At 62.4% G+C, this 23,696-nt stretch carries 19 protein-coding genes; 11 read left to right on the top strand and 8 right to left on the bottom strand.

Translation table 11 applies throughout. The features are described from left to right. Nucleotides 1–90 precede the first annotated feature (90 nt). Complete coding sequence (locus VJ464_08930) at nt 91–900, top strand: hypothetical protein (GenBank protein ID HKQ05241.1); 810 nt, start codon at nt 91–93, stop codon at nt 898–900. A 2-nt stretch (nt 901–902) separates the two neighbouring features. Here the strand turns inward: VJ464_08930 and VJ464_08925 are convergent, their stop codons facing one another. From VJ464_08925 to VJ464_08895, 7 genes are all read right to left on the bottom strand, one after another. Continuing rightward, nucleotides 903–2,597, bottom strand: coding sequence for a hypothetical protein (locus tag VJ464_08925; protein ID HKQ05240.1), 1,695 nt, complete (start codon nt 2,595–2,597; stop codon nt 903–905). 6 nt (nt 2,598–2,603) lie between these two features. Beyond that, entirely contained in the window at nt 2,604–3,842 is a 1,239-nt protein-coding gene (locus VJ464_08920) for a competence/damage-inducible protein A (protein ID HKQ05239.1), read from the bottom strand. A gap of 21 nt (nt 3,843–3,863) precedes the next feature. Beyond that, a complete protein-coding gene (locus tag VJ464_08915) occupies nt 3,864–4,619 on the bottom strand; it encodes a nicotinate-nicotinamide nucleotide adenylyltransferase (protein HKQ05238.1) in 756 nt (251 codons plus the stop codon). A gap of 13 nt (nt 4,620–4,632) precedes the next feature. Further along, entirely contained in the window at nt 4,633–5,133 is a 501-nt protein-coding gene (locus VJ464_08910; protein HKQ05237.1) for a phosphatidylglycerophosphatase A, read from the bottom strand. Nucleotides 5,134–5,192: 59 nt separating this feature from the next. Then, complete coding sequence (locus VJ464_08905) at nt 5,193–5,759, bottom strand: Uma2 family endonuclease (GenBank protein ID HKQ05236.1); 567 nt, start codon at nt 5,757–5,759, stop codon at nt 5,193–5,195. A 57-nt stretch (nt 5,760–5,816) separates the two neighbouring features. After that, nucleotides 5,817–7,175, bottom strand: a complete 1,359-nt coding sequence (gene rimO, locus VJ464_08900) for a 30S ribosomal protein S12 methylthiotransferase RimO (GenBank protein ID HKQ05235.1) — start codon at nt 7,173–7,175, stop codon at nt 5,817–5,819. An 82-nt stretch (nt 7,176–7,257) separates the two neighbouring features. Next, nucleotides 7,258–8,211 carry a VWA domain-containing protein gene (locus VJ464_08895; protein ID HKQ05234.1) on the bottom strand — a complete coding sequence of 318 codons (954 nt, stop codon included), beginning with the start codon at nt 8,209–8,211 and terminating at the stop codon, nt 7,258–7,260. Between the two features lie 217 nt (nt 8,212–8,428). On the opposite strand from VJ464_08895, the gene VJ464_08890 reads away from it, so the two are divergent. The 8 genes from VJ464_08890 to VJ464_08855 all read left to right on the top strand — a co-directional run bounded on the left by VJ464_08890 (nt 8,429) and on the right by VJ464_08855 (nt 18,376). Continuing rightward, the gene (locus VJ464_08890; protein HKQ05233.1) at nt 8,429–8,599 is read left to right on the top strand and encodes a Trm112 family protein; all 171 of its coding nucleotides are present in this window, start codon (nt 8,429–8,431) and stop codon (nt 8,597–8,599) included. Next, a complete protein-coding gene (locus VJ464_08885) occupies nt 8,596–9,741 on the top strand; it encodes a glycosyltransferase family 9 protein (GenBank protein HKQ05232.1) in 1,146 nt (381 codons plus the stop codon). The genes VJ464_08890 and VJ464_08885 overlap by 4 nt, the downstream gene beginning before the upstream one ends. A 33-nt stretch (nt 9,742–9,774) precedes the next feature. Further along, nucleotides 9,775–10,767 (top strand): D-glycero-beta-D-manno-heptose-7-phosphate kinase, encoded by a 993-nt coding sequence (gene rfaE1 / locus VJ464_08880; GenBank protein ID HKQ05231.1) that lies wholly within the window; start codon nt 9,775–9,777, stop codon nt 10,765–10,767. A gap of 183 nt (nt 10,768–10,950) precedes the next feature. Then, nucleotides 10,951–12,267 carry a nucleotide sugar dehydrogenase gene (locus tag VJ464_08875; protein ID HKQ05230.1) on the top strand — a complete coding sequence of 439 codons (1,317 nt, stop codon included), beginning with the start codon at nt 10,951–10,953 and terminating at the stop codon, nt 12,265–12,267. 167 nt (nt 12,268–12,434) lie between these two features. Then, on the top strand, nt 12,435–14,672 hold the full coding sequence (locus VJ464_08870) for a S8 family serine peptidase (protein HKQ05229.1): 2,238 nt from the start codon (nt 12,435–12,437) through the stop codon (nt 14,670–14,672). A 185-nt stretch (nt 14,673–14,857) separates the two neighbouring features. Further along, nucleotides 14,858–15,802 carry an aldo/keto reductase gene (locus tag VJ464_08865; GenBank protein HKQ05228.1) on the top strand — a complete coding sequence of 315 codons (945 nt, stop codon included), beginning with the start codon at nt 14,858–14,860 and terminating at the stop codon, nt 15,800–15,802. A gap of 427 nt (nt 15,803–16,229) precedes the next feature. Next, nucleotides 16,230–17,471 carry a cytochrome c3 family protein gene (locus tag VJ464_08860; GenBank protein ID HKQ05227.1) on the top strand — a complete coding sequence of 414 codons (1,242 nt, stop codon included), beginning with the start codon at nt 16,230–16,232 and terminating at the stop codon, nt 17,469–17,471. Between the two features lie 8 nt (nt 17,472–17,479). Continuing rightward, nucleotides 17,480–18,376, top strand: coding sequence for a cytochrome c3 family protein (locus VJ464_08855; GenBank protein HKQ05226.1), 897 nt, complete (start codon nt 17,480–17,482; stop codon nt 18,374–18,376). 22 nt (nt 18,377–18,398) lie between these two features. Here VJ464_08855 and VJ464_08850 read toward each other — a convergent pair whose 3' ends face one another. Beyond that, nucleotides 18,399–21,656: a C25 family cysteine peptidase gene (locus VJ464_08850; protein ID HKQ05225.1), complete on the bottom strand. Its 3,258-nt coding sequence runs from the start codon at nt 21,654–21,656 to the stop codon at nt 18,399–18,401. A 343-nt stretch (nt 21,657–21,999) separates the two neighbouring features. Between VJ464_08850 and pepE the strand changes: the two genes are divergently transcribed. Both pepE and VJ464_08840 read left to right on the top strand, forming a co-directional pair. Further along, nucleotides 22,000–22,689 carry a dipeptidase PepE gene (gene pepE, locus VJ464_08845; GenBank protein ID HKQ05224.1) on the top strand — a complete coding sequence of 230 codons (690 nt, stop codon included), beginning with the start codon at nt 22,000–22,002 and terminating at the stop codon, nt 22,687–22,689. After that, on the top strand, nt 22,655–23,689 hold the full coding sequence (locus tag VJ464_08840) for a hypothetical protein (protein ID HKQ05223.1): 1,035 nt from the start codon (nt 22,655–22,657) through the stop codon (nt 23,687–23,689). The genes pepE and VJ464_08840 overlap by 35 nt, the downstream gene beginning before the upstream one ends. Nucleotides 23,690–23,696: the final 7 nt, after the last annotated feature.

The following is a 23,696-nucleotide window of genomic DNA, read 5'->3' as shown; positions in this document are numbered from 1 at the left end:
GTTTTGCGGCGTTTGCCAGGGCGTTGAAACGAGGTTATGATGGCGCAGCCATTCAGGCCACCTTACTTGCATAACCCGATTGGAGGCGCGATGAAGAAATCGATTCGCCTGCTACTGGCCGTGATGCTCGCCGCCTTGCCGCTCGTCGCGGCGGCGCAATGGAACAAGAAGCCCTACACCGAGTGGTCGGAGAAAGAAGCCCTGCGCCTGCTCACAGACTCGCCCTGGAGCCAGAAGCAGACCTTCACCGACACCTCGAAGAACGCTTCGGTGACCACCAGCCGCGGCGCCGCGCAATCCACTATCGCTGACGTCATCAACGTCACCTTCACCATGCGTCTGTTTTCGGCGAGGCCGGTGCGGCAAGCTATCTACCGGGTCATGGAGTTGCAGCGCAAAGGCGAGATGCCCGAAGCGATGAGCAAGCAGTTGCAGGCATTCGCGCAGGCCGATTTCCCCGATTATGTGATCGTCACGGTGACCTGCGACGGCAACGCCAGCAACCTGCTGCAACAGGCGCAGAGCCTGCTGCAAAAGCTCAAGACCGTTGACCTCAAGAACAATACCTACCTGTTAACCCGCGACGGCCAGCGCATCTTCCTCGGCGAATATCAAGCGCCGCGCAACGACGGCTTCGGGGCGCGCTTCGTCTTCCCGCGCGTCGTGGGCGGCAAGCCGCTGCTCGCGCCCGATAGCGGCGAGCTGTTGTTTCATGCCGAGCTGGGCACCGGCTCAAAGCTCAACAGCACGATTTCCAACAGCGACACCCTGGCAGGCAATACTCGGCCGAATCCAAAGCTGAACACCGACATGAGCAATGAGGTGGCGGCAAATGGGTTCACGCTCAATACGCGATTCAAAGTTAAAGAGCTGATGTTTGATGGCAAGCTGGAGTATTGAGTTCAGGAGCCCAGCGCGATGAGCGCGGCACGCAGCCGCGCATGATTTTGCAGCCGTCGCGCATAGCGCGCGTCGTCGCTCGCGGCTTTGGCGTCAATGATCTGAACGAGCATCTGCTTTTCTTCAACCGTCCAGCGCGAGAGATCGTCAATCAGCGCCAGCACCGCCGCAAAGTCGGCGAACGCCTGGCGCTCTGCTTTCTTCAGCTCATCCACTTTGACGCCGAGCGCCCGCGCCACTTGCTTGATCGCCGTGGCGCGCATTCGCGTCGCGTCACCGGCGAACCGGCTCGCCGTGCGCTCTGCCACACGCAGTCCGAGCTTACGCACTCTGAAGTTATCCCAATCGCCGCGGCTCGTGCCGGGCAACTCGTAAATCACCGGCGCTTCGGCGAGCCGCTTGAGTGTCCGCAGCGATGTCCGGTAATCGCGGCGCTCGCGGATACGCTGCTCTTCCCTGGCCGCGAGCTTCATCAGGTCGGGCCGCGTCGGGCGGAAGCCGAGCTTGCGGTAAAACCAGAACGCGCCCGATTCCAGCGCCTCGTCGTTGTGATGGCCGATCTGATACGGGTCTATCGAGAAGCAGGTCGCGCCGGTCAGCCCGTGTAGCATTCGTAACACCTGCGCATAGACCCAGGCGGATTCGCCTTCGCGATAGGTGTAAAACAGATTGAAGCCTAGCTCCATGCGCTCGCAGATGGTGATGCCTTCGATGTAATTGTTCGGCACGCCATTCTTGAGCGCGAAGCCGGCGTGATAGCCGCGCAACGGCAAGCGGCGCTCGGTTGACAAGCCCCAGAGGAAGAGTTCAAGGCCGCGCCCGACTTCAGCTTTCACGACGCTCGCCGGGTCGCCATAGGCGATGCCATAAAGCTCGCGGTAACGCGCGCCCGTCGTCTCGCGGCAGTGATTGACGACCTGCTGGCCGTCGCGGCGCGACAGTTTTGCGAGCTTGAGCGGGGCGCGAATAACGGCTTCGAGCGATACCTCGTTGCGGCGAATCAACGGCTCTGTGTGGTAGAAGACTCGTTCCGGCATGTGGCGGTTTTGGGTGCGCGAGGCGGCTGAATCATCCATCCGCCAGTGTATCCAGAGTTCGAGCGTGTCGTAAGCGGCGCTCTTTTCGCGCTCTGAAAGATCCGACTGCTCGAACTGCGCCACCAGCCATGCGAGGTCGCTTAGGCCCGCGGGCTTTGCCGCTTGAATCCAGTCGCGGTAAGGGATGTTGGCTTCGACCAGTGTGTCTTCGTACATCAACGGCACGAGACGCGGCAAGACCAGCGCCAATCGCTCCGGCGTCTCGTAGCGCGCCCAATCAATCTCGACATCATCCGTGTGATACGCCACCAGCCAGCGCGCGAAGCCATAGCTGTAGTGGCCGTGCAGCGTCGTTCCGGCGATGCCGGAGTATTCGATGTAATCGAACGACACAGGATCGGCACCCGCCTTGAGCAACGCCGCAACCCGCTGGCCGAAGCTATCGAGCAAGCGATCCGCGGCGACCAGCGCGTCGCGATCTTGCGGGTAGGCGCGGATGAAAAGCAGGGCTTCGTGAAAGCGGACGAGCGCCTCAGCGTCTTCAAGCTCGCGCTTACCAATTTCAGCAAGCAGCATGGCCACACGTCCGCCCGCCGCGCCAAAGTCGCGCTTCGCTTCATCGAGTTGGTCGAGCAGTTGATCGAGAGAAGCCTGCGGCATATTCGATTAGATGAGATAACGCCGCCGCACCATTTCGAGCGCGACGGTCGAGGCACGCCAGCGAATCAAGTGGCGGTCGCCAAGCAAATTCAAACGGCGATTTGTCGAAGTCACATCATCGGCAAGCCCGACATAGACCGTGCCGACCGGCACGGCTTGCGTGCCGCCACCGGGGCCGGCGACGCCGGTGACGCTCAAGCCGATGGTCGCGCCGGTGCGCTCTTTGACGCCGCGCGCCATCGCTTCGGCGACCTCGCCGCTCACGGCGCCGTGCCGTTCGAGCATCTCCGCCGGAACTCCCAGCAGTTTCATCTTCACGTCGTTGGTGTAGCTCACAATACTTCCGGCAAAATAATCGCTCGCCCCCGGCACCCGCGTGAGGCGCTCGGCGACCAGCCCGCCGGTGCAGCTTTCGGCGGTCGAAAGCGTCATCTGTTTCAGCCGCAAGCGCAGGCCGATCACCTCTTCGAGCTGCTCGCCGCGCGTCGAATAACAGTTGTCGCCGATGGCTTCTTCGAGCTTATCGGCCAGCTCTTCGACGAGCGCCTCGGCGCGCGCCGCGCTCTCGGCGGTGGCCGTCAGATGCAATTCGACTTCAGCATCGGTGAACAGGATCGTCGTCGTCGGGTTGGTGTACGGCTGATAGATCGGCGCGATCTTATCATCGAGCTGCGATTCGCCCATGCCTGTGACTTTTAACACCCGCTTGCTGAGGCGCAGGCCGCGCGAGCGCTGTTCCAGCTCGGGCATCACATAGGTGTCAAACATCGGCTGGTTTTCGCGCGGCGGGCCGGGCAGCAGCACGACGAGCTTGCCCTCTTGATCGAGGCGCAGGCCGGGAGCCGTGCCGTTGGGGTTCGGCAATGGCGTCGCGCCGCTCGGCACCAGCGCCTGGCGCTCGTTATTCGGCGTCATCTGATAGCCGCGACTGGTCAGACGCTCGCGAATGCGCTCAAGGATTTCGTAATTGAGCCGCAGTTGCCGGCCCGTGACGCGCGCAAAGATTTTGCGCGTGATGTCGTCTTCGGTCGGCCCGAGACCGCCGGTCGAAATGATGACGTCAGAGCGCCGCAGGGCGTCGCGCATGGCTTCTTCGAGCCGGCCCTCTTCATCGCCGACAATCGTCTTCTGATGAACGCTGATGCCGATAGAGTTGAGCCGCTCGGTGAGCCACAGCGAATTCGTGTCCGTGCGCAACGGCGTCAACAACTCCGAGCCGATGGCGATGATTTCTGCTTTGAGCATCTGCGATGAACCTTATTCTGTTTACGAGTACAGGCCGCGTCGAGCGATGTAAGTTTCGACCGTTGCCGGCACCAATCCGGTGATCGGCAGGCCGGCGCGCAAGCGGTCGCGCACCTCTGAGGCCGAGCGCTCGCCGAGGTCGGTTGGGAAATCGAGATATGAGACGCGCTCGCGAATCGCCGCCGTCTCATCGGCGAGCAGGGCGCGCACTTCGTCGCGGCCCGCGCCACTGCGCCCGGCGACGATGAATCGGCAGTGCGAGAAAAGCGTGTCGAGCGCCGCACGCCGGTCGTTGAAGCGAAGATGGTATTTCGCGGTGTAAGCGTCGTTCCGGTCTAACACGCGCTCGAATGTATCGAAGCCGACGACGAAGTGCAAATCGCTTTGCGGGTAGAGCGACGTGAGCGCCTCAAGCAGATCAACATAGAAAGCGTGCGAGGCGATGCCGACCGCAAGCTGCGCGTCCCGGCTTACGGCGAGCAAGAGCATCCGCAAGCGGTCTTCGAGGGCGCATTCATAACCGCGCTTATCGGCATTGGCGCGGCCCGCGAGCGCCAGCACTTCATCGAGTGAGAAGGCATCGCGCGCCCGCCGCATCAGCTCGAGGTGAGCGATGGTGACGGGATTGAACGACGCGGCGAAGACGCCAATACGCGGGCCGCTGCCGTCGGCTCGCTTGATGACCTCGACGCGCGGCGAGCCCCGCGGGTCAGCACGCGCGATGATCTGTCGCATCTCGGCTGGCGGCAGCTCATGAGCCGGAAGGTCTTTTCGCATACCACGCTCGGCGCTAAATCCAACTGAAGTTGTGCGCCAGCCATGTCAGCACGGCGGCATAGACGCCCGCAAGCGCGTCATCGCTCATGATGCCGAAGCCACCGGGCAATCGTTCGAGCTTGCGAATCGGATATGGCTTGAAGATGTCGAAGGCGCGAAAGAGCAGGAACGATACCAGAACGCCGGCAAGCGACGGGTAGACGATCAGCGGCGTCATGGCGATGAGCTGGCCGCTCACTTCGTCAATCACCGCGAGGCGTGGGTCTTTCAAGCCGGTCGCGGCGATGGCCTGATCCGAGGCCCATACGCCAACGGCGTAGAGCGCGACGTTGATGATGGCAAAGACGAGTAGCGACGCGAGCGGCGTCAGCATCAATCGTTGATTGACCAGGGCGTTGACCATGAAGAAGAGGACGACGCCTTCCGCCGCGCCGAACGTGCCGGGCGCAATCGGCGCATGGCCCGCGCCAAATCCCGTGGCGACATAGTAGCCCAGGCGACTGAGCGGGGGCATCTCTTGAGGTTTTGTAGGAGCGGGTCGGCGCATCAGCTTGCTTGAAGAGAGGAGAGCGATCAATCTAAATCGGCGAAGATGTCGGCGACCTTGCAGGTGAACCCCGGCAGCACGCTTGAGGTGAGCACATCCTGTTCGCTGAGTTTGGAAACCAGTTGCAGAACCTTCTGCTCCAGGGCGTAGACTTCGACCGTGCAGGTTTTGTAATCAACAATCCAATACTCTTGAACGCCATACTTGGCGAATAGATGACGCTTGGCGACGCGGTCACGGCGGTGACTCGAAGCGCCGGGCGAAACGACTTCAATCGCCAGTTCCGGCGCGCCCTTGAGCTTGCCTGCCGAGAGGATTTTCTTTCGCGTCTTGTGCGTCAAGAAAAGCAGGTCGGGAATGACGCCGCTGAATTTGCTGAAGATCACGCCGGGGCCGGGAACAACCGAGCCGATGGGATTCTCTCGCAAATAGATGCCAATCAGTGTATTCAGATTGGAGATGACAGCCTGGTGGTCAAAATTCGGGGCGCGTGTCACGAAAAGCTCTCCTTCGATGACCTCGTAGCGGTTGCCATCATCCGGCATCAACAAGAGGTCATCTATGGTCATCCATTTTTCTTTTGGAATTGACATGGCTCTTCCTCTGTGTGGGGCGATTCTATCACAACCCGAGCTTCGCGCAGCACGTCGTTAAACAATGCGGCCGATCAGATCATAGTCGTGCGCTTCGGTGATCTCGACGGTGACGAAATCGCCGGGGCGCACCTCGCGGCCTTCGGGGATGTCGTTGATCAACACGACGCCGTCAATCTCCGGCGCCTGGGTTTCCATGCGCCCTTCAAGCAACAGGTCGCTCTCTTTCGAGCGGCCTTCGAGCAAGACGCGCACTTGCCGACCGACCATGCGGCGATTGCGGCGGCGCGACAGGCGTGCCTGCGCTTTCATCAAGAGGCGCTCGCGTCGGCGCATGGTTTTGGCGTCAACCTTTTCGTCCAGCTCAATGCCGGCGGAGTTCTCTTCGTCGGAATAGGTAAACACGCCGACGCGGTCGAACTCGACGGCGCGCACGAACTCGACCAGCTCCCGAAAATCTTCCTCGCGCTCGCCGGGAAAGCCGACGATAAAGGTGGTGCGCACGGCGACACCGGGAACGCGCTCGCGGATGCGGGCGATCAGGCGCTCGTAAGCCGAACGCGCGCCGCCGCGCCGCATACGCTGCAAGACCCGGCGGCTGGCGTGTTGCAACGGGATGTCGAAATACTTGCAGACGTTCGCGCGCTCGGCCATCACCCGCAGCAGCTCGTCGCTGATATTCGTCGGATAGCAGTAAAGAAAGCGCACCCACTCGACGCCCGGCACGTCGCTGATCGCTTCGAGCAAGCGCGCCAGTCCGTCTTTCAAATTCAAGTCGCTGCCATAAGCGGTGGTGTCTTGCGAGATCAACACGATCTCGCGGACGCCCTGTGCCGTGAGCGCTTCGACTTCGTGCAGAATCGATTCGGGCGAGCGCGAGCGGAAGACGCCGCGCAGCCTGGGGATGATGCAGAAGGCGCAGGTGTGGTCACAGCCTTCGGCGATCTTGACGTACGCCGTATAGGGCGCGGTGGCGCGCAATCGCGGCGTCGTCTCGTCATAGAGATAGAGCTCCGGCACGCTGGCGCCGTCGCTATAGATCGGCAGGCTGCGCGGCTGCGACGTCGCCACGACCGATTCAATCTCGGTCAGTTGATTGACGCCGATCAGCGCGTCGATTTCGGGAATCTCGCGCTTGAGGTCGTCGCGATAGCGTTCGACCAGGCAGCCGGCGACCACCAGTTGTTTCGCCTTGCCGGTCTGCTTGAGCTGCGCCATTTCAAGAATCGTGTCTACGGATTCCTGGCGCGCCGAATCGATGAAGCCGCAGGTATTGACCACCAGCACGTCGGCTTCTGCCGAATCACTGGTCAGCTCGTAGCCCTGCCGCGCCAGCAAGCCCATCATCACCTCGCTGTCGACGAGGTTCTTCGGGCAGCCCAGGCTCACCATGCCAATTTTCTTCTTTTCACTCATTCGCGCTTACTGCTCTCTGTGATGAATTCCCGCGGTAATGCAAACTTTAATGGTAACGGATGCGGCGCGCTTTAGCCAGGATTTACTTCGCCGGCGATTGATAGCTGGTGCGGCTGGCGCGGATGATGGCGCCCACGCGTTTGCACTCGACGCGCACCTGATGCAGACGCCCGTCGCGGCGGCTCGACTCGGGCGGGTAATAAGCCAGCGTGTAGCCTGAGCGTATCTCTTCGGCGATGGATTTGAAGACCGGCGCGAAATCGCGGGTATCCGCCGAGAAGTCTGCGCCGCCGGTCATCGGCACGATGCGCGACACGTCGAGCAGAGTCATCACGCGTTTGTCCGATGAGCCGCCGGGCATATATGAGGGCAGGGTGATCGAGAAGACCGTCACTTCGGCGTCGTTGGCGCGGCGGATCAAATCGCCCTGCTCGGGCGACGAGACGTTGTCGTAGCCGTCGGTCAGGACGATGACGACGCGCCGCAAACGGCGCCCGTCGCGGAAGCGCGGCGCGCGCTTGAGCATCCCCACAGCTTTGTCAATCGAGCCGAAGATGCGCGACGAGCCGGTGACTTCGCCGATCTTCTGAAAGGCGGCGCTGACCTTGCGGGCGTCGCTGGTGAAGTCTTGCAGCACGCGCGTCTCTGTGTTGAAGGCGATGACCGCAAAGACCGATTCGGGCCGCACCAGTCGCATGAAGTTTTCGGTCGCCAGGCGTTGGCGGGCAATCTCTTCGGGCTTGATGCTGCCCGACGTGTCTATGGCGACGACGACGGCGAGCGGGCGGGTCAGCGCCGCCTGTTCGCTGGCCTCAAAGAAGTCGAGCTTCTGCGGCACGCCGTCTTCGTAGACCGTGAAGTCGTCGGCTTTAAGATTGCGAATGAAGTTACCGTCCTTGTCGGTCACCGTCGCGTCAATCGTCACCAGATCGGCCTTGAGCTTGACGACATCGTCCTGCGCCGTCGCCGTTGCCCCGGAGCAGACGGCGACGATGAGAGCGAGAATGATTGCGAATACAAAACGTCTATTCACCATGAAACTCCCGAACCGTGTGCGCGTGATGGCTGAGCGATGCGAGGGCACAAAGCGCACCGACCGTTTATTCAAGTTGTCAGGGGATCAACCCATGAGCCATACGCGCGGATGCCTCTATGAGTTTAACAGCGAAAGGCGGCGGCGCGCTACGGGCGCGAAAATTGACGCTCACGGACGCCGGTGATAGACTGAACCGTCCATTTGAAGGAGGTGCGAGGTGGCCGTAAGCGAGCGCTTGCTTGAGATTCTGGCTTGTCCCGCCTGCAAGGTGAAAGTCGAACTGAAGGCCGACGGCAGCGGCTTGAGATGCCCGCAGTGCCGCCGCGTCTACCCCATTAAAGACGACATCCCGGTGATGCTCATCGATGAGGCAGTGACCGAAGCGTGAAGCGCGACGCGGCCATCCCGTTGCCGGATTGGTCGGCGGCGCGCAAAGTCCTGCTCATTCGTTTGCGCTCAATCGGCGACACGGTGTTGATGACGCCTTGCCTGGCGGCGCTCAAAGCCATGCGCCCGGAGATCAAGATCACCGTCGTCAGCGAGCCGCTGGCCGCGCCGCTCGTCGAAGATCACCCGCTGGTTGACCACCTGCTCATCGCCGAAAAATCAATCAGCGGGCGCGCACGGCTGATCGGGCAGTTGCGTCGCGCGCGCTACGACGTCGCCTTTGACCTGCACGGCGGCACGACCGCAACCGGGCTGGCGCGGTTCGCCGCGGCGGGGCGGTCGGTCGGTTATGCAGGCTACAGACACTCGCGCTGGCTCGACCTGCGCGCCCCGGACCCGGATGTGATTCTCGGGCGCAAGCAAGTCCACAGTGTCGAGCAGCAATTAGCCTTGCTGCACTGGTCGGGCGTGCCGTGGCCGGCCGAGCCACCGCAACTGAGCCTCGCGGTGTCGAGCGCTGCCGAACAGAGCATGCTTGAAAAATTAGAGGCCGCCTGTGTGGCGCAAGCTGTTAGCTTGAGCGGAGGCTTTGCACAAGCTAACAGCCTGCGCCACATTGGCCGCTTCGCCGTCATCGCGCCGGCGGCGGCTTTTGAATCGAAGCGCTGGCCCGCGGCCGGTTTTGCCGAAGTGGTTCGGCACCTCGGCGACCGCTGGCAACTGCCGAGCGTCGTCATCGGCGGGCCGGGGCAAGAGCCGCTGGCAAAAGCCGTGGCCGCGCAGGCCGGCGCGCTGGCCCTTGTCGGCTTGACGTTGAAAGAGTTGGTCGCCTTAATCAATCTGTCGCGTGCTTTCGTCGGCAACGATGGCGGCCCGATGCATATCGCGGCGGCGCTCGGCCGCCCGCTGGTCGCCGTCTTCGGTTCGTCGAACCCTGAGGTCTGGCACCCGTGGACGGATTCGCCGTACCGGATAGCCGGGGGCCGGGGGCCGGGGGCTGGGGGCCTGTCAGATGAGGCGCGGGGGCAAAAAGATACGAATACGCCGGATGCCGATGGCTCATTCGCGATTCAGCGAGTGCCGCCGAGCGCAGTCATCGCGGCGGCGGACGATGTCTTGAAACTGGCTCTGGCAGCCAGTTAGGTAGAATGGCCGGCTCCTCGGCATCCTGAGCTTATGACCACATTGGAGAGAGAGCGCGCCGAACAATTGACGGCCAGATTTGCTGGCCGGCGCATCGTCGTGCTCGGCGATTTAATGCTCGATGAATTCATTTGGGGGCGCGTGCGGCGCATCTCGCCGGAAGCGCCCGTGCCCGTCGTCGAGGTCGAACGCCAGACGCTGGCGCTTGGCGGCGCGGGCAACGTCGCCGCCAATCTCGTCGCGCTCGGCGCACAGCCGGTGACGGTCGGCGTCGCCGGCGCGGATGCCAACGCCGAACGCCTGCGCGTGGCGCTGCACGAAGTCGGCATCGCAAGCGATGGCGTCGTCGTTGACCCGGCGCGCACAACGACGCTCAAGACGCGCATCATTGCTCACAATCAGCAGGTCGTGCGCGCCGACCGCGAAAGCCGCGCGCCCATCGCTACGGCGATTGAAGAAGCCATCGTCGAGCGCTTCACCGCCGCGCTCGACGCCGCCGACGCTGTGGTGGTTTCCGATTACAGCAAAGGCTTGCTGACGACTGGCGTGCTACGGGCGACACTTGAGGCAGCGCGGTCGCGCGCCATCCCTGTCTGTCTCGACCCGAAGACGCGCAGCTTTGCCAACTATCAACCGGTGACCGTGATTACGCCGAATCATCAAGAGGCCGCGGAAGCCGCCGGTCTGGCCATCGAAGATGAAACCAGTCTGATCGAAGCGGGCCGCCGCTTGCTCGGCGCGATTGACTGCCGGGCGCTGCTCATCACACGCGGCGAAGAAGGCATGGCGCTGTTTACGGATGACGGCCAGGTGACGCGCATTGCGACGGTGGCGCGCGAAGTCTATGACGTGACCGGCGCCGGCGATACCGTGATCGCAACGCTGGGGCTGGCTTTGGCGGCGGGCGCGAGCTTTGCCGAAGCGGCGATCTTAGCCAATCACGCTGCCGGCGTCGTCGTCGGCAAAGTCGGCACCGCGACGGTGACGCGCGACGAGCTGCTGGCGACGCTGCGAAGTGATGAGTGATGAGTTGAAAGTGATGAGCGATGAGTGGCGAGTGAGGGCAGCGTTTGTTGCCGTAGGTTCTCACGCATTACTCGCCGCTCATCGCTTATCATTTTTTTGTTGACGGATGCCCGCGGGTCATAGTTTGATAATTGTAGCCCTCGGCCAATCAACGACAAAAGGGATAGCAATAGGGTCAAGCGAATGAGCGAGGAACTGTTAAAGAAAATCAGCGAGCGGCATGCCACGGTCGGCGTGATCGGTCTCGGATATGTGGGACTGCCGCTGGCGACGGCCTTCGGGCGCGGCGGCCTGCGCGCCATCGGCTTTGACGTTGATGCGGCGCGCACCGACAACATCAACGCCGGCCATTCGCACATCCCCGACGTGCCGACCGCGGAGGTCGCGGCGCTGGTCGCTGAGGGTAAGCTCGCGGCGACGACCGATTTCTCGAAGCTCGCCGATTGTGATGCGGTGGTCATCTGCGTGCCGACGCCGCTGCGCAAGACCAAAGAGCCGGACATCTCTTATATCCTGGCCGCCAGCGAACAGGTCAAGACCTACCTGCATTCGCCGCAACTGATCGTGCTGGAATCAACCACCTATCCGGGCACCACCGACGAAGTGTTGCTGCCGATGCTCGAAGAGACCGGCCTGAAGCTCGATGAAGATTTCTTCCTCGGCTTTTCGCCGGAGCGCGTTGATCCGGGCAACGAGAAATACCAGACGCACAACATCCCGAAAGTCGTCGGCGGCGTCAGTCACAAATCGACAGCGGTCGCGGCGGCGCTCTATCAAACCATCGTCGAGCGCGTCCACCCGGTGACCAGCGCGCGCGTCGCCGAAGCCGCCAAGCTGCTGGAGAACACCTTCCGCTCGGTGAACATCGGCCTGGTCAACGAAATCGCGCAGCTCTGCTATCACCTGAACATCGATTCGTGGGAAGTCATTCAGGCGGCGGCGACCAAGCCGTTCGGCTTCATGGCCTTCTACCCGGGCCCCGGCATCGGGGGACATTGCATTCCATTGGACCCGCATTACCTATCGTGGAAGGCGCGGCTGCATGGGTTTGAGGCGCGCTTCATCAGTCTGGCCGAAGAGGTCAACTCGCACATGCCGCAGCATGTCGTTCAACTGGTGCAGGACGGCTTGAACGATCACCGCAAGCCGCTGAAGGGATCGAAAGTCCTGGTGCTCGGCGTCGCCTACAAGCGCGACATCAACGACGTGCGCGAATCGCCGGCCCTCGGCATCGTTGACCAACTGCTGCACAAAGGCGCGCAGGTCAGCTATCACGATCCGCACATCCAAGAGATGAACCTTGACGGCAAGGGGACGCTCGAAAGCGTCGAGCTGACCGACGCGGCGCTGCGCAGTTGTGATTGCGCGGTGATCGTTACGGATCATACATCGATAGATTACGCGCGCGTCGTGCGGCTGGCCCCGCTAGTCATCGATTCGCGCAACGCGACGCGCAAATTGAATATGCCGGAGGCTGAGAGCAAAATCATCCGGCTTTAAGCGCGGCGCGGCTCTCTAAATCAGTGGGAATTCGCTTTATTGTCAGCGCCGCCCGGCAACGGCGTGGCGCTGGCGTGGTCTCAATCAGTTCGCAATCAATCATCTCCCGAAGATTCATTGCCGGTTAAGCAGGCAGCGTCCGTGTCGCTGCCGATAGTGGTGGTAATATGACAAAACGATTTTCATGGCTCAGAGTAGGCATCGCGGCGATGCTCGTGGTCGAGGCGCTGATCGGCCCGGCGCAGGGCCGCCCGGCGCAATTGGCGCCGCGCACAGACGAGTCGCCGATTCAACAGGCGCTGAAATCACCGGGCGCAGTGCAAGCCATCATCGAGCTTGATGGGCTGCCGCTCATCGAGCGCCAACATCAGCAGATTTCTATGATGCAGCGCCGTCGGCGCGTTGATTTAGACTCGCCCGAAGCCGCCGCGCTCGACGGCGAGATGCGCGGCGAGCAGGAGAACTTTAAAGCGCGTGCCCGTCTGATTGCGCCGGCGCTGCGTGTGCGGGCCGAGTTGCGAGCCGTGGCCAACGCCGTTTCCGTCGAAGCGCGCGGCACCGAGATCGCTATGCTTGCATCGCTCCCCGGCGTCAAGCGCGTCGAGCTGGTGCGCGAATGTCACACGCTGCTCGACACCAGCGTGCCGCTGACGAACGCGCCGGCGATGTGGGAACGGCTCGGCGGCTCGGGCAATGCCGGCGCCGGCATGAAGATCGCCATTATCGATACCGGCATCGATGTAACAAATCCGCTATTCAATGACACGGGCTACAGCGCCCCTGAAGGCTTTCCGCGCTCCAACAATGGCAGCCAGAGGCTTACGAACAACAAAGTGATCGTCGCCAAGTCGTTCGTCAGCGGTTCCGGTAACGACCCCTCGGCGCTGGACGAGAACGGGCACGGCTCGAACGTCGCCGGCATCGCCGCCGGTAATCTGGACACGATGTCGCCGGTCGGCCCGCTCTGCGGGGTCGCGCCGCGCGCTTACCTGGGCAACTATCGCGTGCTAGGTAAGAGCGGCAGCGGCTCGACCGACCTGATCGCGGCGGGGCTCGATGAAGCCGTGCGTGACGGCTTCGACGTGGCCAACATGAGCTTAGGGGCTGACGCCACGGCGCAGCTCGATTTTCTGGCGCGCGCCGTCGAATCGGCGGTCGCCAGCGGCATGGTGGTTGCCGTGGCCGCCGGCAATTCGGGCGAAGGCGGCGTTGATGACGAGATGACTATCGCCTCGCCGGCCATTGCGCCATCGGCCATCACAGTCGCCTCGACTTCCAACGCTCATGCGATCACGGCGATGGCGACCGTAGCCGGGCCGTCGCCGGTCGCGTCCCGCCTGATCAACATCGAAAGCGTCGTCGGTGATGGATCAACGACGCGGTTCAACGCGGCGCTGACGGCGCTGCCTTTTGTCGAGGTCAGCAATGATCGCGGCTGCTCGGCGTTGACGGCGGGATCGCTCGCGGGCAAAGTCGCGTTGATGGAGCGCGGCGTTTGCGCGTTCACTGAGAAGGTGAACAACGCCAGCGCGGCGGGCGCCGTAGCGGCCATCGTTTACAACAAAGACATCAGCGAAGGCACGGATGGCGGCGATAATTTGATTCACATGGCAGTCGGTGGCACCAGCATCCCTTCCGTGTTTGTGTCGCGTACCGCAGGGCTGGCGTTGCGCGATTTCGCCCGCGCCCATGCGGATGCCAGTCTCAACCTGACGCCGTTGATTGCAGCCGACGTCGTTTCGGACTTCAGCTCGCGCGGGCCGTCGCTGCTGCAAACCCTGAAACCGGACATTGCCGCGCCGGGCGAAAGCATTTACTCGGCGGCGCTCACATCAACCAACCCGTCGGGGTTCGGCTCCGAGAGCGGCACCAGCCAGGCGACACCGCACATTGCCGGGGCCGCCGCGCTAGTCATTCAACAGCATCCGACGTGGACGCCGGCGCAGGTGAAATCGGCGTTGATCAGTTCGGCGACGACCAGCGTGTTTACGACGACAAGTAAGACGACGAATGCCGGAGTGTTGGCGATGGGCGCGGGGCGCGTTGACCTGGCACAGGCGGCGAACGTCGCGGCGACATTCGCGCCGGCGAGCCTGAGCTTCGGCATTCTAAAACTGAAGAAGCCGGTGTCGACCAGCCTCGACTTCCAGATAACGAATACCAGCGACCAGTCACGCACCTTCACGCTCAGCATCAAGCAACTCGATCCCGGCGATGGCGTCAGTATGGCGCTAGCGACGCCGCTGACGGTGACGCTTGTGCCGGGACAAAGCACATCAGTGACGCTGGCCATCGATGCCGTCAAGCGCGCCGATAAGCGCGACTACACAGGCTTCGTCAGCGTCGCCGATTCGCAAGGGCCGACGCTGCGCGTACCCTTCTGGGTGCGCTTCAAGAAGAAGTAGAGAGAGACGCGGCGACGTGGCGACGCGGAAGAGTGACGCGGGGACGCGGGGACGCGGCGACGCGGCGAGGGAAAGACAGAGATGAACCACTCATCTTTCCCCGCGTCGCCGCGTCCCCGCGTCGTTTTCTTCCCCCGCCGCGTCTGCTATGCTGGTGGCACAGAATCGCTGCCACAGGAGGGCACATGGATAAACTGAGCCGCCGCAACTTCATCGCGCTGACCGCGACGGGCGCGCTCGGCGCAGGCGTGCTGGCCGGTCGCGGGCTGCACACGGACGCCCCCGTCGAGGCCGCTGCCTTCGTCATTGACCCCGCCATCAAGAACCCGACCGATAAGGTGAGTCTCGGCAAGACCGGCCTGAAGATTTCCGTCGTCGGCATCGGCACAGGCACGGTCGGCATCAATCACCAGTCGAATCAAACACGGCTCGGGCAAGAGGCGTTTACGCGGCTGATGCGTCACGCGCACGACAGCGGCATCACCTTTTTCGATCTGGCCGATCAATACGGCAGCAACCCTTACTTTGGCCGCGCCATGCAGGGCGTGGCGCGCGACCGCTACATCATCCAGACGAAGACCAACAGCCGCGAGCCGCAGCAGGTGCGACAGGACATTGACCGCTTCCTGCGCGAGATGAACACGGATTACCTCGACGTGCTGATCGTCCATTGCGTCACCGAGGGCGATTGGACGACGCGCTACCGCGGCGTCATGGATGTGATGGAAGAGGCCAAGCAGAAGGGCAAGATTCGCGCCCACGGCGTCACCTGTCACAGCTTTGAAGCTTTGCAAGCAGCGGCGGCCAGCCCGTGGGTTGACACTAATCAGGTGCGCTGGAATGCGCGCGCCAAACATGCTGACGCTGACGTCGAAACCTTGCGCAAGCTGTTTGCCGGGATGCGCGCCAAAGGTCAGGGCATGGTCGGCATGAAAGTTGTCGGCCAGGGCGACATCGTGCGCGGCACGGATGCCTTATCGCCGGCTTCGTGCTTCCGTTTTCAGATCGAATCGGGTGTCGTTGACGCCTTCGTTGTCGGCGTCGAAAAGCTCGAACACATTGACGAGTTGCTGCGCGGCACACAGGTGGCGCTCGCCGAGCTGGGCTATCGTACGACCGTACCGGCCTGAAGAAATGATGAATGATGAATGATGAACTAAAGAGTAAAAGGTAAGGGCAGGGCCATTTAGTTCTGCAAAAAGGGATGAGAAACAAACACAGAGACACGGAGGGAACACAGAGAAGACTCTGTGTCTCCGTGTCTCTGTGTCTCTGTGTTTAATTCATCTTTATGAATGTCGAGAACTGATTGCCCTGAGGTAAGGGATTATCTATAGCAAGTCCGGCTTCTGATTCCTTCCCCAATTCATCATTTATCATTCACCATTCATCTTTTCCCCTCTTGCTGTGACCGCCGTCACAATCCCCGGTGACCACGGTCATAGCCCCATCTGACGCTCGCTTGTAGGGTTAGATAGCGTGAGCTAAAGGACGCGCACTTCGCGCCTTTTACGAGTTGGATAGGTAAGGAACACGCTACGGCCTCGGGGAGTCTGCATGAGAGATCGAAAGTTGAAACTGGCCATCCTGCTGTTCATGGCCGGGGTGGGGGTTTACCCGGCGCTGGCGGCGATGACCGGCGTCGTGGCGTCAGCCGAACCCACCCAGCGCGCTAATCGTCGCGGGCTCGCGACGCGCAACCAGACGCGCGATTATTCGCACTTCAGGCACGCGGTTGCGGCACACCAGCAGCAAGCTTGCGACGCCTGCCACAAATTCCCTTCCGCCAACTGGAAGGCCGCGCGCAAAGGCGATGCGGCCTTCCCGGACGTCACAGACTATCCGCAGCATGCTTCGTGTCTGCCCTGTCATCGCGCGCAGTTCTTCAGCGGCGCGGTGCCGACGATTTGTAGCAATTGCCACACAGACCCGTCGCCGCGCAACAGCACGCGCTTCCCCTTCCCCAGCCTGCGCGCGCTCTTTGACGCTTCGCCAAAAGGCAAGGATGCCGTCTCGGAATACCGCGTCTACTTCCCGCACGACAAGCACGAATCCCTGTTCGGCGTCGCCCCGGCAGAACACAGCGACGACACGCCGCGCCTGCTGCGGGCGGCTTACTGGCAAGAGAAGAAAGCCGAAGCGAAGAAGCCTGAAGACAAGAATGCTGTCTGCGCCAACTGCCATCAGACCTACCAGCCGCAAGGCGATGCCGACGACGAGTACCTGATTAAGCCGCCCAAGGATTTGCCCGAAACCGCCTTCTGGCTCAAGAAAGGCGCGTATAAGACTTCGCCTCCGGGCCACCAGGCGTGCTTCTCGTGTCACTCGGAAGACATGTCGCCGGCGGCGAAAGACTGTGGCGTATGTCACAAACTGATGCCGGCGACTTACGTAGCAATGCAGCGCCAGCCGCACGCCGACTTCGACCCGAAGCTCGCTGCCGTGATGGGCATTAGCGACCGCACAGACCTCGACAAGTGGGGCCGTCGCGAGGCCGGCAAGTTCCGCCACGAATGGTTCAGCCACGCCGAGTTGAGCTGCCAGGATTGCCACAAAGTCGCCGCTATCAACACCACTGACCCGAAAGGGCCAACTGTGCCGGTGCTGTCGTGTGGCGGCACGGGGTCAGGCTGTCACGTCACGCCGAGCGCCGCCGACGGCGGCGCGCTCAACCTGGAAGCGGAGCAGAAGAAAGCCAGTCCGGCGTTTCAGTGTACGAAGTGCCATGTGCAACTCGGCAAACAGCCGGTGCCGGCATCTCACCTGAAAGCTATCGCGGCGATGAAGGATAAGAAATGATGTCCGGAATGCCAGAACCTCATGCGCCCCGCTCGCCCGATTGGCCGCGCAACGCGAAGCGGCGCAGGCTGTCGCTTGCCACCGTCATCCTGGCCGCGCTCGCCGTCGCCTGGGCAATCTCGGACAATGCGCCGGTCGCCGCCATTGAAGTCGAAGCGGCGGCGTCCTCCTCGGCAGCCGCGACGGCGCAGAATACCGAGCTTGACTTCTCGAAGTTCGCGCACACCAGCGGCGCGCATTCGCGGCTGCCATGTGCCACCTGCCATCGCCGCAGCGCGGGCGAGACACAGGCGACGCGGCCCGGCCACCGCCCGTGCGCCGCCTGCCATTCGCAGAAGTTCGCCGCGCTCGGCGGGCCGATCTGTACGATTTGTCACAAAACTGCCGAGCCGAAGGATGGGGCGCTCAAGCCGTCGCCGGCGCTCAAGAGCTTTGGCGTGCGCTTCGAGCACTCGCGCCACGCCAGGGCCGACTGCGCCAGTTGCCACAAGGCCGCCAATCGCGGCGTCGCCCTAACGATTCCCGCGGGCGCAGCGGCGCACGCCACCTGTTATCAATGTCACAACGCCGGCGCACAGGCAGAGGGACGCGACATGGCCGCCTGCTCGACGTGTCACGCGGCGGGCGGCGCTTTTCGGACGACGATGGCCGCCAAGGCTTTTCAGGTCAACTTCAACCACGCCGCGCATACAGGAAAGGCACATCTGAGTTGCAGTGAATGTCACCGCTTGCGTGCCGGAGGCGGGCGCGATCAGGTGACCGCGCCGCAGCCGCTGATGCACCACGCTTCGCCGTCGGCGCAAAGCTGCATGACCTGTCATAACAACAAGCGCGCCTTTGGCGGCGACGACTTCGGCGACTGTAAGCGGTGCCACACCGGGCCGACATTCCGCTTCAAGAAGTGATCTTTTCTCGCAGCGATTTCGACTACTTCACACGCATGGTCGGGTCGCCGAACAACAGCCATGTCTGCCGCGTGTCTGTGCTGCCGGCGGCGGCCTTCGCCTTGATGATGGCGTCTCCGAGTCTCAAGCTTGCATCGCCGAATAGTTGCCGGTAGAGTTCCTGATTCATCAACGCCTGACTGCCCGGCTCAGTCATTCCCGATGACGCCCAGACCGCGACAGCGCCGCCGCGCTCGACCTTCATCAGGCTCTCGGCCAGGCTCTCCATTCCGGGGTCATGAAAGTAGCCATTCAAGCAGGTCATCATCACAAAGACCGGCAGCTTGCCGTCGTTGATGAGCGCGCCGGCATCGCTTGAAGTGAAGACCTCGCCCCGCCACAGGCTGACCGAGCCGTGACCGCTGTAGTTGATCAGCTTCCTTCCTTGATTGATGCTTTCGATCAATCGCTGCTTGACGGTCGCGGCGCTCAGTTGATTCTCATCCAGCCTCTCGACCATCATGCGCTGCGGGATTAAGCCCTGTAGCTGCCGACTCGCCGCCGCAAAATCAAAATCGCGGTTGGCGTCGGCAATCAGCAAGACGCCGTCCACCGGCGCGCTTTGCTCGTAGCTGATGAGCTTTGCGACCGTGGCGGCGGCCTCCGTGGCGCTGCGCACAGGCAAGCGGCCCACGGCCATGTCTTCGATGCCGTCGCCATCAAAGTCGGCCAGCCACGCGTCGGAAGCCGTCTCCATCGTTGCGGTATCGATCAGCCGCGTCGGCACCAGGTCGGCATCGCCTAGCCCGAGGTAATTCTTCGGGTCGAGGCTGGCGTCGCCGACCAGCAGCAAGTAGCGCGGCGCTTTCTGCCAGCTCGACCGGGCAAACGCGAGAAAGTCTTTGATCGCCTGCGGCGACTTTACGCCAAAGCCGAACTCGTCAAACACGTCTTCGACATCAATGATGGCGACGCTCAAACCCTGGCTCTGGCGCAAGGCGGCGAGCGGTCGTGTGCGGTCGAGAAGGTCACGGTGACTCAGGATGATCAGGTCTGCGCCGGCGGCAGGCTGCCTCAAGCTCGACGGCTGATTGGCGGTCAACGCGGCGACGCGCCGGCTCTGCCCTTCGGCAATCGCCAGCAACAGGCGCGGCCCGCCGGCTGGCCCGCTCACCGTCACGCTGTAACCCGCGCCGCGCGCTTGCACCTGTCCGCGCACTTCGCGCACCGCTTCCGGGTCGGTGACGTCAAGGACGCGAATCGCCTGGCTGCTGAATCCCTCAATCGTTACCTGCTGGCGGCTGGCGAGGCTGAATTGCAAGGCGTCGTCGTCCGCCGCGTAACGGTGCCGGTAGGTCAAGCGGATGGTGTCAACCAGACTGATGTCGCTCGTGCCGTCGAGCGCCACCAGCGTTAGCCGGTTGTCGCCCTCTTTCACCGCCGAGGCCGGCAATGTAATCTTCGCCACGCCCAGGGCATCGCCCTCGAAGCCGACTTCGCCGACCGTCGCGCCGTTGAAGTCCAGGCGGACGCGATGCGTTTGTAGGGTGACGCCCTGGAGCGTCACTTCGAGCTGCGCCGATGACGTGGGTGCGCCGTCCGTGTGCCGCGCAGTCAACAGCTGTTCGACAGGCTCGTGGGCGATCACCGCTCCGAAGAAATTTTCGCGGTCGCCGTTTCTGAGCGCCGGGTAGTAGATGCTGCGGTCACGCCGCTCAACCGTGTAAGCGAAGCTCGGCTCAGCCGCGCGCGCGCCTTTGGCTTTCACAGGCGTGATGCGCTGGCCGGGCTGCGCGCCCGCGACCAGCCAGTAGACGCGAGTGTCGGTCGCTGCCGAATCGATGCCGACGCCGTAGAACTCCACCGCGTCCGTCGGATCAAAGCTCCCATCGGTTTCTCCCGCCACCGCAATCGCCACTTGCCTGCCGTCCACAAACATCTGCAACAGGCGCGGGTCGGTTTGCGGATCGAGCCCGGCCTGGATCAACTCGCTTTGAGTGATGCGATACCAGCCTTCGTGCCTGACCGCAATCTTCACCGCCGGTCGCATGGCAAGATCAGTTTGCGCGGCCAGCTCGGCGGCTGAAGCCTGCTTGATCTGCGGCGGCGCGGCGGCGCGCTCCAGCAGGTGAGTCGCTGCCGATGGCGAGGCATTTACGCCGAGGGCGCTCAACCGCACGGGGCTGTCGGCGGGCGGCGGCAGCGGGCGCGGTTGCCAGGGAGCAAGCGTTGAAGACCCGACAACAATCGGCCCATGCCATGTGCTGTGACCATCGATGGAAACGTCTTCAAGCCAGTACTGCGCGTCTTTGCTCAGAGGCAGCCCGTCCCACAACGAGTAGGAATGGCCCGCGCGCAGGTTGAGGCCGGGGCCTGCGAGCAGCGCCGACCCGGCCAGCATCTGGCGGTTGAGCCGCACGCGCTTGCCACCGTCGTCGCGGTAAAGGTTGAAGCCGAGGTTATCGACTTCAAAGCCAGTCTGCCATGCGAGCAGCACGCGGCCGGTCTCCGTTCCGGTAGCGGTAAACGACGACAATTGTGCGGCGGTCGGCACTGCTGGTTTTAATGACACAGCGCCGATGGCCCACGGCTGGCCGATGTTTTGCCACATCATCGTCACCGCCGGACTGGCGCCCGCCCGCGTGCTGCCGGCGCCGACGTCGAAGGCGAAGCCAAAAAACGGGCTCCCATCCCATTGCAGCGTCTGTGTCCCGCCCGCCGGCGCAAGGAAGCCGCTCGGCAAGGTCGCCACCGTATCGAGCACCATGCTCCCCGGCGCGCTGATCACCGTGACGGCGGGCGAGCCGCTGGCGCCTGAATTCTGCGCGGTGCCGTTGAACGGAGTGGATTGATCGACGTTGAAAAACGACGCAGACCCGCCGACGACGTAGTTGATGCCGGCGGCGGTGAGGGTGACGACGACGTTAGCCGTGCCGACCGGCGGATTGAGCAACTGAAACATTTCGACGTCGCTGCGAAAGTCGGTTGAAGATTGCGTCAGGATGCGCGTCATCGCGATGCCGGCATAGGTAACGCCGCTGACTCGGGTCGGAGGTGAGAGGGGAGGCAGCATGGTCGTCGAGGTCGAAACGCCGACGATCAGTATGCGACTCGGCCCGTTGCCGACCGTGTGCGACCAACTGAGGCTCATCACGCCAACCGTCCCGTCAAAAGCGCCATTGCTGCTGACGCTGTCCAGGGTCACGGTCTGCGCCCCGGCGTTTGCGGGCTGAAGGAACGCGAAGGCAATACCGATCACCAACAGAGTCGCAAGCCTTCTCCAGCAAGCGGGCGCTGCCATCAACCGTGTCATTGGCTGACGACGGGTCTCAAGCGGTCTGCATGGGTTGAAGGGCTTGCGATTTTCCGACGCCTTGTCGCAAACAGGCTGGCAGATGTGGCCTCTCATACATCAACTCCTTAAAGCTGACTGTCGGTTTTATCCGCATGGGTCCACGTTGTCGGCTTATTATACCTGAGTCGGGCGAAATTTCAGCCTTTTTCGGGACGGCTGCGCTTTTGCAAGCGGATAGAGCGGGCTGCCTCCACAGAGGCGGGCATGGTAAGCTTTTGGTCACTCGTCGGCCATTCTAAGCAAGAGGGCGAAAGCGATTGAGACCATGACGGACAGGCGATTACTGTTATTGAGCAACTCCAGAAACTACGGGCAAGGCTATCTCGATCATGCCGAAGCGCAGATCAAAGCCTTTCTCGGCGGCGGCGTGCGCCGTGTGCTATTCATCCCGTTCGCCGCCGTGCGCTATACCTTTGACCAATTCGCCGAAAGCGTGGGTGAGCGCTTCGAGCAGTTCGGCTACGGGCTCGATGCCATCCACACACGCGAGGATGCGCGGCAGGCGGTCGCAGAGGCCGAAGCTATCGTTGTCGGCGGCGGCAATACATTTCACCTGCTACACCGGCTCTACAAGCAAAATCTATTGGAAGCCATTCGCGGGCGGGTCGGCGCAGGCGTGCCGTACATCGGCTGGAGCGCAGGCTCGAACGTCGCCTGCCCAACCATCAAGACGACGAACGATATGCCGATCATCGAGCCGCCGGGCTTTGCCGCGCTCGGCCTCGTGCCCTTTCAGATCAACCCGCACTACCTGGACGCGCACCCCGAAGGCCATCAAGGCGAGACGCGCGAAGAACGGCTTCTCGAATTCATCGAAGTCAATCCCACGATTACTGTCGTCGGATTGCGCGAAGGCAGCATGCTCAGGGTCGAGGGCACGACTATTAGCTTGATCGGCGACCGAGCGGTTAGAATTTTCATGCATGGCAAAGAAGCACAGGAATATGACCCGCAATCGTCCTTACAGTTTCTTCTCTGAGGCGCGCCGACGTCCAGCGGCATCGATCCTGCGCCGGCTCGGCTGTGCGCTGCTCTGCGCCGTGTTTGCCGCCTCCGCGCTCGCGGCGCAGAGCCCGAAACCATCCCAGAATACCGCGCCGCCGTCGCCTTACCTGATCGAGTCGCTCATAGACATTAACGACGAGCTTGACCTGAAGCAGGTCTGGCGAATGTTGAACATTGAGCTGCCGACAGACATGACTTATCGCTGCGAAGGCGGTTGCGAGGCGGAGACCTTCGACCTGACGAGAAGCAATGAAGATGGCAGAAAGACGGTCGTCCTGAAGATATCGCTCCAGAGCCATGACTTCTACCAGTACCTGATCTTCCGACAGGCAGGCTCAGGCGAGTGGAAGCTGCTCGGCTCGGTTGATTGTCACGGCCAGCGGTACGGGCCGCCCGCCTACCGCATCGAGCAGGGCGACGGCCGCACCTGGCTGGTCGTCCGAGAATTGGCCGGGCGCGGATTGGGAATGGTGGCTTATGAAGAAGGCTGGCACGAGGTTCGCGACGATGGCGTGAAGAAGGTGCTTTCTTATCCCGTGGAGGGCGAGCATCAGCCATACCAGGCGTCTCTCGGCCGCTCTTATAAAGCGGTAGTATTGCGCCACGATCTTGAAAACGGCGTCTATACGATACCGATTCAATTCATGATCACTTACAACATCTCGGCCAATGACGCGAACGATACGCCGCTCTCGCTTTTCGCCAGGGGACTGAAGGCTTACTACGTGTGGAATCCCGCGCAGGGCGAATTCATCCTCGACGAGCGCCGCAGCGAGGTAACGGCGAAACAGCTCGACAACGCCTGCGCCTTCGAGGGCTTCAGCAAGGAAGCGTTTGTCGAAGATAACTTCACAGAGCTTGCCGAGATTGCCGCGCGGGGCGACGCGCAGCGCCGAGCATGGCTGAAGCGCTTCTTGACCTCGGCCAAAGACACGTCGCGCAAAGCCGGGTTGCAGCGACTGCTTCAGCAATAGCGCGTCG

The organism is Blastocatellia bacterium (assembly GCA_035275065.1).
Classification (GTDB): domain Bacteria; phylum Acidobacteriota; class Blastocatellia; order UBA7656; family UBA7656; genus DATENM01.
The sequence above is the reverse complement of the archived record's forward strand: the minus strand, read 5'-3'. Positions and strand labels throughout refer to the sequence as shown.

Excerpts from the sequence above, each read along its gene's own strand:
- VJ464_08930 (HKQ05241.1), top strand. The coding sequence starts at position 91 with ATGAAGAAATCGATTCGCCTGCTACTGGCCGTGATGCTCGCCGCCTTG.
- VJ464_08925 (HKQ05240.1), bottom strand. The coding sequence starts at position 2,597 with ATGCCGCAGGCTTCTCTCGATCAACTGCTCGACCAACTCGATGAAGCG.
- VJ464_08920 (HKQ05239.1), bottom strand. The coding sequence starts at position 3,842 with ATGCTCAAAGCAGAAATCATCGCCATCGGCTCGGAGTTGTTGACGCCG.
- VJ464_08915 (HKQ05238.1), bottom strand. The coding sequence starts at position 4,619 with ATGCGAAAAGACCTTCCGGCTCATGAGCTGCCGCCAGCCGAGATGCGA.
- VJ464_08910 (HKQ05237.1), bottom strand. The coding sequence starts at position 5,133 with ATGCCCCCGCTCAGTCGCCTGGGCTACTATGTCGCCACGGGATTTGGC.
- VJ464_08905 (HKQ05236.1), bottom strand. The coding sequence starts at position 5,759 with ATGTCAATTCCAAAAGAAAAATGGATGACCATAGATGACCTCTTGTTG.
- rimO (HKQ05235.1), bottom strand. The coding sequence starts at position 7,175 with ATGAGTGAAAAGAAGAAAATTGGCATGGTGAGCCTGGGCTGCCCGAAG.
- VJ464_08895 (HKQ05234.1), bottom strand. The coding sequence starts at position 8,211 with ATGGTGAATAGACGTTTTGTATTCGCAATCATTCTCGCTCTCATCGTC.
- rfaE1 (HKQ05231.1), top strand. The coding sequence starts at position 9,775 with ATGACCACATTGGAGAGAGAGCGCGCCGAACAATTGACGGCCAGATTT.
- VJ464_08875 (HKQ05230.1), top strand. The coding sequence starts at position 10,951 with ATGAGCGAGGAACTGTTAAAGAAAATCAGCGAGCGGCATGCCACGGTC.
- VJ464_08870 (HKQ05229.1), top strand. The coding sequence starts at position 12,435 with ATGACAAAACGATTTTCATGGCTCAGAGTAGGCATCGCGGCGATGCTC.
- VJ464_08865 (HKQ05228.1), top strand. The coding sequence starts at position 14,858 with ATGGATAAACTGAGCCGCCGCAACTTCATCGCGCTGACCGCGACGGGC.
- VJ464_08860 (HKQ05227.1), top strand. The coding sequence starts at position 16,230 with ATGAGAGATCGAAAGTTGAAACTGGCCATCCTGCTGTTCATGGCCGGG.
- VJ464_08855 (HKQ05226.1), top strand. The coding sequence starts at position 17,480 with ATGCCAGAACCTCATGCGCCCCGCTCGCCCGATTGGCCGCGCAACGCG.
- VJ464_08850 (HKQ05225.1), bottom strand. The coding sequence starts at position 21,656 with ATGGCAGCGCCCGCTTGCTGGAGAAGGCTTGCGACTCTGTTGGTGATC.
- VJ464_08840 (HKQ05223.1), top strand. The coding sequence starts at position 22,655 with ATGACCCGCAATCGTCCTTACAGTTTCTTCTCTGAGGCGCGCCGACGT.